Annotated in this window: 13 protein-coding genes and 1 rRNA gene; all 14 read right to left on the bottom strand. The window is 47.5% G+C overall.

All coding sequences use genetic code 11. From position 1 onward, the window contains the following. A 16S ribosomal RNA gene (locus tag K7397_RS20830) occupies positions 1-223 on the bottom strand; the annotation flags it as partial. Between the two features lie 565 nt (positions 224-788). Further along, positions 789-2300: a lysine--tRNA ligase gene (lysS, locus tag K7397_RS20825; protein ID WP_223070499.1), complete on the bottom strand. Its 1512-nt coding sequence runs from the start codon at positions 2298-2300 to the stop codon at positions 789-791. A 99-nt stretch (positions 2301-2399) separates the two neighbouring features. Then, entirely contained in the window at positions 2400-2876 is a 477-nt protein-coding gene (gene greA, locus K7397_RS20820; protein WP_223070498.1) for a transcription elongation factor GreA, read from the bottom strand. A 312-nt stretch (positions 2877-3188) separates the two neighbouring features. Beyond that, the gene (dusB, locus tag K7397_RS20815; RefSeq protein WP_223070497.1) at positions 3189-4190 is read right to left on the bottom strand and encodes a tRNA dihydrouridine synthase DusB; all 1002 of its coding nucleotides are present in this window, start codon (positions 4188-4190) and stop codon (positions 3189-3191) included. Between the two features lie 34 nt (positions 4191-4224). Next, entirely contained in the window at positions 4225-4434 is a 210-nt protein-coding gene (locus K7397_RS20810; RefSeq protein ID WP_223070496.1) for a helix-turn-helix domain-containing protein, read from the bottom strand. Beyond that, positions 4386-4934 (bottom strand): 2-amino-4-hydroxy-6-hydroxymethyldihydropteridine diphosphokinase, encoded by a 549-nt coding sequence (gene folK, locus K7397_RS20805; RefSeq protein ID WP_223070495.1) that lies wholly within the window; start codon positions 4932-4934, stop codon positions 4386-4388. The genes K7397_RS20810 and folK overlap by 49 nt, the downstream gene beginning before the upstream one ends. Positions 4935-4943: 9 nt before the next feature. Then, positions 4944-5306, bottom strand: coding sequence for a dihydroneopterin aldolase (gene folB, locus K7397_RS20800; RefSeq protein ID WP_223070494.1), 363 nt, complete (start codon positions 5304-5306; stop codon positions 4944-4946). 45 nt (positions 5307-5351) lie between these two features. Next, entirely contained in the window at positions 5352-5897 is a 546-nt protein-coding gene (locus K7397_RS20795; protein ID WP_223070493.1) for a carboxymuconolactone decarboxylase family protein, read from the bottom strand. A gap of 11 nt (positions 5898-5908) precedes the next feature. After that, the gene (locus tag K7397_RS21945; protein WP_223070492.1) at positions 5909-6697 is read right to left on the bottom strand and encodes an ABC transporter ATP-binding protein; all 789 of its coding nucleotides are present in this window, start codon (positions 6695-6697) and stop codon (positions 5909-5911) included. Positions 6698-6732: 35 nt separating this feature from the next. Next, complete coding sequence (locus tag K7397_RS20785) at positions 6733-7548, bottom strand: ABC transporter ATP-binding protein (RefSeq protein WP_237691102.1); 816 nt, start codon at positions 7546-7548, stop codon at positions 6733-6735. Positions 7549-7550: 2 nt separating this feature from the next. Further along, positions 7551-7721 (bottom strand): hypothetical protein, encoded by a 171-nt coding sequence (locus K7397_RS20780; RefSeq protein ID WP_223070491.1) that lies wholly within the window; start codon positions 7719-7721, stop codon positions 7551-7553. Continuing rightward, on the bottom strand, positions 7709-8545 hold the full coding sequence (locus K7397_RS20775) for a hypothetical protein (RefSeq protein ID WP_223070490.1): 837 nt from the start codon (positions 8543-8545) through the stop codon (positions 7709-7711). Before K7397_RS20775 ends, K7397_RS20780 begins: the two co-directional genes overlap by 13 nt. A gap of 24 nt (positions 8546-8569) precedes the next feature. After that, the gene (locus tag K7397_RS20770; protein WP_223070489.1) at positions 8570-9406 is read right to left on the bottom strand and encodes an ABC transporter permease; all 837 of its coding nucleotides are present in this window, start codon (positions 9404-9406) and stop codon (positions 8570-8572) included. 15 nt (positions 9407-9421) lie between these two features. Next, positions 9422-10000, bottom strand: coding sequence for an ABC transporter permease (locus K7397_RS20765; RefSeq protein WP_237691101.1), 579 nt, complete (start codon positions 9998-10000; stop codon positions 9422-9424). Positions 10001-10075: the final 75 nt, after the last annotated feature.

Below are 10075 nucleotides of genomic sequence, written 5' to 3'. Positions count from 1 at the left end.
TTACTCCGCCTTTCCCAAGTCCCCCATGCGAGGAACTTGCGTATCCGGTATTAGCTACCGTTTCCGGTAGTTATCCCAGTCTTACGGGCAGGTTGCCTACGTGTTACTCACCCGTCCGCCGCTAAGCATCAGGAGTGCAAGCACTCCGTCAGCTCCGCTCGACTTGCATGTATTAGGCACGCCGCCAGCGTTCGTCCTGAGCCAGGATCAAACTCTCCAATAAAGTTGTTCCTTTAGTGAAAGAGCGATTAGCTCATTTTGAATCTGACGAGATTAGATGAAACTCGAATGAACATTCAAGCCATCCTCATTCTCTTAAATCAGGATTTTACATCCGTAAAATCCTCTCACTCGTTGTTCAGTTTTCAAAGATCAAACTGTCTCTTAGATATTACCACTTCATCAGCAGCAACTCTTATATAATATCACATCCAAACCAACTTTGCAAGCATTTTTTTATTAACTTTATTAACGTTGTTAATGTTATAATCAAATGCCCACTTCGTGGCCGGAAATATAATATAACATGCGGGATTCGGAAATGCAATAGTTTTTTTAAAATTAAATCCATAGAATCGAAGAAAGATTTCGTTTCGCACAACAGTCCAATGATCTCACATAAAAAGAATAAAAGTTATCCCCACAAAGTGAGGCTTTTACTTCGACGCAAGTTCAGGTGCTTTTCTTCCGATCCCTGAAACTTATAAACTTTATAATGTAAGAAAGAGGAGCGGTACAGGGATGTTTGCCCCTCGCTCCTCTTACTTATAGTTCATTTACACTACAGCTTATTCCCCACTGCGAGAACGCATATGCGGGAAGAGCAGCACATCGCGGATCGATGGCGCATCGGTAAGCAGCATCACGAGACGGTCCACCCCGATGCCGAGTCCTCCGGTAGGCGGCATGCCGTACTCAAGCGAACGGATGAAATCCTCATCCATCTCATGAGCTTCATCATTGCCCTGCTCGCGTTCGGCCAGCTGCGCCTCGAAGCGCTGGCGCTGGTCGATCGGATCGTTCAATTCTGTGAACGCATTCGCATGCTCACGCGCAACGATAAACAGCTCGAACCGGTCTGTGAAGCGCGGATCCTGTTCGTTCTTTTTCGCAAGCGGCGAGATTTCTACCGGATGTCCGGTTACGAAGGTAGGCTGAATCAGCGTTTCCTCAACAAACTGCTCAAAGAACGCATTCAGGATATGGCCAAAGGTCATGTGAGGCTCGACCGGAACCTTATGCTCAGCCGCCAGACGATGCGCTTCTTCGTTAGTCATTTGCACGCTGAAGTCAACACCCGTCACTTCTTTAACGGCTTCTACCATGGATACCCGGCGCCACTGCGGTTTCAAATTCACTTCATGTCCCTGGTAGTGAATAACCTGCGTGCCCAATACTTCCTGAGCAATATGGGCAACCAAATTCTCCGTAAGGGACATAATATCTTTATAATCAGCGTAAGCTTCATACAGCTCGATCATCGTAAATTCCGGATTGTGGCGGGTAGAAATGCCTTCATTCCGGTATACACGGCCGATTTCGTACACTTTTTCCAATCCGCCGACGATAAGCCGCTTCAGGTGAAGCTCAATCGCGATACGCATGTAAAGGTCCATATCCAGCGCATTGTGATGGGTAATGAACGGACGGGCTGCCGCCCCTCCGGCAATATTGTGCAGCGTAGGCGTCTCCACTTCCAGATAACCGAGCGAATCCAGATAACGGCGCATCGACTGGATAATACGCGAACGCGTAATAAAAGTTTGCTGCACTTCCGGATTGATAATCAAATCGACGTAACGCTGGCGGTAGCGAAGCTCCACGTCTTTAAGCCCGTGGTATTTGTCAGGCAAAGGATACAACGATTTGGACAGCAGCTCCAGACTTTGAACCTTGATCGTTGTTTCACCGGTTTTGGTCTTGAACACTTCCCCGCTGACACCAATGATGTCGCCAAGATCGAGCAGGTCGAACACGGCATACTCCACTTCGGAAACGGTATCTTTGCGGACGTAGATCTGAATTTTGCCGCTGAGATCCTGAATATGCGCAAAGCTGGCTTTACCCATTGTACGCTTGGCCATAATACGGCCGGCAATACGAACTGAAACCGCTTTTTCTTCCAGTTCTTCCTTCGTCAAGCCGTCATATTGTTTCAGAATGTCGCCGGCATTAGCGGTACGGTCATATTTTTTGCCAAAAGGGTCGACTCCCATAGAGCGGAGCTCGTCCAATTTAGCGCGTCTAACCTGCAGCAGTTCGCTGACTTCCATTTCCTGACTTATATTTTCTTCAGTCATGTAGTTAGTTTCAACTCCTTCAATTCTTCCTCTTCCCGCGCGAAAAACAGGGAAAGAAGCTTCCATATGGAAGCTTCCCATTCCAAAGATGCCCGGATCTTATTTCTTGATATCAATAATTTTATATTGGATCGTTCCTGCAGGGACAGCCACATCCACGACAGCACCCTTCTGCTTGCCGAGGATGGCCTTGCCGACAGGACTTTCATTCGAAATTTTATTATGCAGCGGGTCGGATTCAGCCGTCCCTACAATGACATATTCCATAGTATCACCAAATTCAAGGTCCTCAACCGTAACCGTGGCACCAATGCTTACCGTATCGGTATCAATATCATCATTGCTGATAATCCGGGCATTGCGAAGCATTTTCTCCAATGTCAAAATACGGCCTTCAATAAACGCCTGTTCGTTCTTCGCGTCCTCATACTCCGAGTTTTCGCTAATATCGCCATAGCCGATCGCAACTTTAATCCGCTCCGCCACTTCGCGGCGTTTCACGGATTTTAAATTTTCCAATTCATCTTCCAGTCTCTTCAGACCGTCCTGTGTAAGAATGACTTCTTTATCGCTCATCTCAACCGATTCTCCTGTCATGGGAAATAATTTTCGCCTTCTGCACCCCAGGTGCCAGGCATCTTGGACAAGAGCCTATCATCACGGAGGCAGCAAGCACCAAAAAATCGGTGCCGGCCGTGAATATATCACGTAACATTTGAGAATATCATATGCAATCATGCAGAGATGAGAACGTCTCATCTCATGGAAGTTATCTCCAAGAGGCGAATTTATACTGAGAAATTATAGGTTAACCTCTGCAAAATGTCAATGATACCAAAAACGAAAACGTCGTGACGATAAAATACAATTACAGGTTATTCTGGGTGACTATGCCAGTTGCACGGCTTCTTCCTTGGATCCCCGCAGACTGGCAACGAAATCCTCAAGAATACGCACCATTTCTTCGCGTTTGGTTTCTTCCATGATGACGTCTTTCACCCGCGCCCCGCCTTTGAGCCCTTTAAGGTACCAGGCAATATGCTTGCGCATTTCCTTGACCGCCACCTGCTCTCCGCGAAGCGCAACCAGACGGTCCATGTGAAGAATTGCGATCCGGATCTTCTCGGCCGCGTCCGGCTCCGGCATAAGCTTCCCGGTTCGCAAATATTCGACGGTCCGGTACAGCATCCACGGGTTTCCTAGCGCGCCGCGCCCAATCATCACACCGTCGCAGCCGGTCTCATCCAGCATGCGCCGGGCATCCTCGGGAGTCACTACGTCCCCGTTGCCGATGATCGGGATCGAAACCGACTCTTTGGCCTGCTTGATGTAACTCCAATCGGCATGACCCGTGTATTGCTGCTCACGGGTGCGGCCGTGAATGCTGACCGCCTTGCCTCCGGCCTGTTCCACAGCCTTGACGTTATCGACTACATAAATATGGTCCGAATCCCAGCCGATACGCATCTTGACGGTAACCGGTTTGCTGACGGCAGCCACTACAGCCGAAACCATTTCATAAATTTTGTTAGGGTCGAGCAGCCAGCGGGCCCCGGCGTCGATCTTGGTTACTTTAGGCGCAGGGCATCCCATATTAATATCGATAATATCGGCGTTGGTCTCCTGATCCACCACTTTTGCAGCTTCAACCAGCGATTCGCGGTCGCCGCCAAAAATCTGCAAGCTGAGCGGCTTCTCGCGCTCATCAACAAACAGCATTTCCCGGGTACGCTCATTGCCATGAACAATCGCCTTGCCGCTAACCATTTCCGCGCATACCAGCCCGGCCCCGAACTCCTTCGCGATCAGACGGAAAGCCGGATTGCACACACCGGCCATCGGGGCCAGCACGACCTGATTTTTCATTTCAATATCGCCAATTTTAAGCATTTCAAGTTCACCTCTCTAGTGTTGGATTCAAAAGCTACTGACCTGTACGTGTAAGCTCAGACACCGATATGCCAAGACTGTCTGCAATTTTAGATAAAATTTGCTCTTCTACGCGGCGGTTTCCCCGCTCGATCGCTCCCAGAACAGCCAGCGAAACGCCAGTCTGGGCTGCAAGCTGCACCTGCGTGTATCCTTTCAGTTTTCTAAAGGCGCGGATGCGGTATGCCAGTTGCATGTTTTCCACAAGCGTACTCCTTCTTTCTCATGGAGCTGTTCCAAAGCTGTTTCAACGGTCCTCCGGAAATCCCCCGCATGGCCCCCTGTCACAACATCCGAAAGCGGAACAAGCACAAAAGCCCGCTCCATCATCCGGGGATGCGGCAGGGTTAATTCGGCAGTATCCCGGGTATCTCCCTCCATCCACAGCAAATCAAGATCCACCGTGCGCGGACCCCAGCGAATCTTCCGCTCGCGCCCGAGCGCCTGTTCCGTTTCCAGCATAAACCGAAGCAGCTGTTCCGGCGGAAGATCTGTTCTTACCGCGATAGCCATATTAATAAAATTCGGCTGGTCCAGATAGCCGACCGGCTCGGTCTCATAGAGCGAAGAACACCGCATAACGGTAATACGGGGGTGCTCATCCAGTCTGCGAATGGCTTCCATCAGGGTCGCCTCCCGGTTCCCCAAATTGGCCCCCAAAGCTATATAAGCCTCTGAATACTCAGAGGGAATGTGATCACTCATGGCTTACGCTCACTTTCTGGTTCTAAACAGTTCTACCGCTACGCCTTCAAAATGAATATCGAACGGAGGATGCGGTTTTGTCACCTTGACGGTCAGTGCATCTATAACAGTATACGTGTCAAGCAGATCGGATGCAATACACTCGGCAAGCGCCTCGATCAATTTGAAGCTCTTGTTCTCAACAACCGCCTTAACCCGTTCATGAATTTCGGCATAATTTACCGTTTTGGTCAAGTCATCGTGAACCCCGGCTTCCTTCAAATCAAGCTGCAGCTCCAGGTCCACATAGAAACGCTGGCCAAGCTTGCGCTCCTCCTCGAATACGCCGTGATAGCCGTAATATTCCATACGGCGAAGCACCATTTTATCCATGATTGCCACACACCTCTGTCGTCACATTTAGTCCAGCCCTGTGTCTTATTTTTTTGCTGGCATAATCTTATCGTCAAAATCAACTTCAAACAAGTATTCATCAAGGTCCACTTTAAGAGCCGAGTTAAAAGTATTCGATGCAATCATCTTGCACCCTACAGTTGTAATTAATACAATCTCTTCATTTGAAAAATGTTTTTTCAATCCGGCGTAGATGCGCTCGTCAATCGCATTGGGATTGTTCACCAGACCTCTTCCGTAGTCAATCAACACTTTTTCAATCTCTGTAAACTCGAACTCTTCGAAAGAAATGTTCAGCTCTTTGAGCAATTTGGCATGGTACGTGGTGCATACCAGGCATTCATTTTCCGAAGAAATGGCGTAGCAATAAAAATAGACCGCCCGGGTTCCGATGATTTTTAACAGCTCATTCCGAACTGGATAAAATTCCATCGCGCGGAAAGAAGGCATCGAATACAGCAAAGTCTTGACCATATTGGTAACTCTGCCGTTCTCTTTCACTCTCGATTCGTAGAAGTCTTTGGCTTCCTGGGACATTTCATCCACTTTTGCTAAAGGTACAATACTCATATGATGACCTCCTAATTAATCTCGAAGAATGGAACTTCAATTTTGGGAATCGCATGGATTAAAGCTTGCGTGTATGGATTCTCAGGATGTTTAAAGATGCTTTCCGTGTCGCCGGATTCCACAACTTCGCCTTGCCTCATGACTAACACGCGGTTCGAGATACTATATATCACTTCCAGTCCATGAGCAATGAAGATATAGGAGAATCCCTTGGTTTGCTGCAGCTCTTTCAATAAATCCAGGATTTGCGACTGAATCGTCATATCTAGTGCGGATGTAGGCTCGTCACAAACGATAATCGACGGATTGGCCGCTAGCGCTCTGGCAATGCCTACTCGCTGGCACTGTCCGCCGGAAAGTTCTTTAGGATAATACTGCTTGTAATGGTTAGGCAATCCGACATCGCTTAATAATTCATCGATTTTGGTGTCGATTTCCACTTTGGATAGTTTAAAATACAATTTCAAAGGCTCGGCGAGAATGTCTTTGATTTTCATCCGTGGATTTAAGGAAGATACGGGATCCTGGAAAATGTACTGGATATTCCGCTTAATGTCTTGCTTGCGCTTCACTCCGCTGATCTGCTCTTCCTTTAAATAGATCTCGCCCGAAGTGGCAGGCGTCATCCCCGCAATCATCTTCGCAACCGTTGTTTTGCCGCTGCCTGACTCCCCAACAATGCCAAGCGTCTCACCCTTGGAGAGGGAGAAAGAAACATCCTTCACCGCTACAAAATCCGCTTTGCTTTTTGTCTTGTACACTTTTCTTAGGTTCTTGACCTCAAGAAACGGCTGACTCATTAGGCTTTCACCCCTTCTTAAATAGCGTTCATGTTCTACGAATCCTCTTGGAAATAAATCCGCGGCATGCTATTTAATAATTTTTTGGTATAAGGGTGCTTGGGATGGGTAAAAATATCGTCCTTCCTGCCTTCTTCGACGAGCTCTCCTTCTTTTAATACCATTACCCTGTCTGCCATTTCATAGACCACGCCCAGATCGTGCGTAATAAACAGGACCGTCATGGAAAATTGTTCTTTCAAATCACGAATCAGCTTTAAGATACGCGCCTGTACGGTGACATCGAGTGCTGTTGTCGGTTCATCAGCCAGCAGCAATTGCGGCTTGGAGGATAACGCCATGGCGATCATCAAACGCTGCCTCATGCCGCCGGAAAGCTGAAACGGATACTGCTTCACAACTTCATCCACATTGCGGATATTTACAAGATGCAGGAGCTCTTTGGCTTGCTCCAATGCTTCTTTTCTTGTTATTTTCTTATTGGCATGCAAGCGAATGACGTCCACCATTTGGGTGCCTATGGTATATACAGGATTTAGGGCACTTAATGCATCCTGAAAAACCATCGCCATTTGCTTGCCCCGGATTTTCTCCAATTCCTTCTCGCTGAGCTTTAAAAGGTCTTTACCATTAAAAATGATTTCCCCACCGATATATTTCGCCGGCGGAACTTGCAGTAACTGCATTATAGCTTTGGCAGTGACACTTTTGCCACTACCGGACTCCCCTACGAGGCAAACAATTTCATTCTCATAGATATCAAACGACAAATTTGAAAATGCCTGCGTCAGATTCTGGTTCTTCTCAAATCCAACGCTTAAATTCTTTACTTCGACCAGCTTGTTTGCCATGATTACCTCTCCTTAAACAATTCAAACTGTGGCACGCCAGATTGATCCTGTGTCTTCCCTACCACAATATGGGCGAGCGCCAAATCGAATATGGACAAACCGAAGGAGTTGAACATCAGCTTTTGCTGCGGATTCTGCCGCACTTGTACTTGATTTAAAATTAAATGTTCCAATAAAGTTGTCTTGGCCTCCACGCTTTTGCTGACTCTCGCCAATGGAACAAAGACTGATTGCTCGTTAACACGCCGCTTTGAAAATCATCGCAGACGATTTCATCAAAGGCCTCCACCGCTTCTGCTTCAATGTCCCTCATTCCGACATGCAAATACAAATGGCCCTTTGTAAAATGAGAAGAATTTAAATACGGAGTGGAGGCCGACGTAACCCCGATCACAATTTCGGCAAAATCCAGACGACCCGGCAGTTCGTGATGAATGCGGCTTTTTATTTTTAATGGCTTAAGCAAAGCCGACAATTCCTGCTCCATCTGTTCAGCGTGCGCTGCATTGCGGCTCCAGAAGTGAATTTCTTGTAGATGAGGCAAGAACGGTAAGACGCCTTTGATTTGTTGTCTTGCCTGAAAACCTGAGCCGCACACGAGCAGAGAGGCTGCCTGGGGATCGGCCAAATGCTTGATAGCTGTAGCCGAAACCGCTGCTGTCCTGAGACCGCTAATCAGTTGTCCCTCTACCAAAGCTATGGGAACACCCGTATTTAATTCGTTCAGCACAATGACGGGGTGCGTGTAGGAATCATTTTTACCCGTTTTGGGAACGTGGGTTGTCCATTTAATTCCGGCCACATTAGCATCTTCCAAGTACGCAGGGAGAGAATAAAAGGCTCCTGCCTCCACACGATCCGGAATCATGGCGATTTCTTGAGCGCAAACCGCTTTTTTATGGGCTTTTTGAATAAAGGTCTGCTCAATGATTTGCTGCGCAGCTCTTGGGTCTGCAATGCCGCTGTTCACGATTTGTTCACGAGATATGATAAGCATGACAAGTTCCCCTATTCCAGTGTTTTAGACTTCCGCCTTATCCCGCAGCCAGTCACTGAACAAGTTGATTGTGAGAATCACAAAAGCAATGATGATGCCCGGTATGGTCGATAACCACCAAGCAGAACTGATATAATTTTTGCCATCGTTGATCATGCCTCCCCATGTGGGTGTCGACACATCAACGCCCAGGCCCAGGAAGCTCAATGACGCAGCTAACAAGATCATGCGGGACATCTGCAGGGCAGCTTGAGTCACAATCGTAAATACCGTATTAGGCAAGATATGTCTTCGCATGACGGCAAAATTCGAGACTCCCATTGCTTTTGCCGCTTCTACGTATTCGAGTTCCTTCAGAGAGAGCACTTGACTTCGGACCACTCTGGCAAAAGTAACCCAGCCTGTGATCGACAAGACGATAACAATATTCACAAGGCCGGATCCCAGGACGGCGACCATGACAATGGCCAGCAGCATACTCGGTATAGACATCTGAATATCGGCTAAACGCATCATCAGAGCATCTATTTTTCCGCCATAGTAACCTGAAATAATACCGATGCAGCTCCCCACAACTCCGGCAAAGACGACGGACATGACACTCATCCACAAGGACATTCTCCCGCCATACAGCAAACGGCTCAGAACATCTCTTCCCAACTGGTCGGTTCCCAGCAAGCTTATACCTGAATGGGAGCTGAACTGGCTTAACGGCGGAATCAGGATATCCTGCAGAGACTGCTTGTATGGATCAAAAGGGGAGAAAAAGGGCGCGAATATGGTGACAATAAAAATGAAGCCAAGTAGAGTTATGCTAATGATTCCTTTCCAATTGCCCTGAATAGAAAAACGCTTGTTCATCGCAAATCCCCTCTTTTATTGCACTTTAATTCTTGGATCTATCCAGAGATAAATCATATCCGTTATAAAACTGATCGAGATATACAATGCGCTAATGACCAGAACACTGGCCTGAACGAGCGGGAAATCCCGATTGCTGACTCCCTGAATAATGAGCTGCCCCACGCCGGGCCAGGAAAAGATCGTTTCCGTCACAACGGCGCCTGCAGTCATGACCCCGAATTCCAAACTAATGACGGTTACAACGGGTAATAGCGCATTCTTCAGGCCTCGTCTGAATACCATTGTTCTCTTCGAGAAACCTTGCGCGATATTGGTTGTCATATAACTTTGGTTCAAAACATCGATTAATGCCGAACGCATCGTTCGGGCAATCGGGGCAATGGGATAAGCGGCCAAGGTAACGGCTGGCAAGATCAACGATTCCAAACCTTGATTCCCTGATGTTGGGAGAAGATGAAATTTAACGGAAAAGATCATGATTAACACAATCCCTACCCAAAAAACAGGCAGGGATTGCGTTAGGAAAATCCAGCTACTAATTGAGCATTTTGCAGTAATATAAGCCCTTGAGCCACAAGGATTTTCAGGCATAAAAAAGGGACTTCACCCCAATTTGGCGAAGTTTTTCGGTGACCAAACCAAAAACCCCAGAATGGAGGAAGTCAC

The sequence above is a fragment of the Paenibacillus caui genome, assembly GCF_019904135.1.
GTDB classification, from domain to species: domain Bacteria; phylum Bacillota; class Bacilli; order Paenibacillales; family Paenibacillaceae; genus Fontibacillus; species Fontibacillus caui.
Note: the sequence above shows the minus strand (reverse complement) of the source record. Positions and strands in the feature narration are given on the sequence as shown.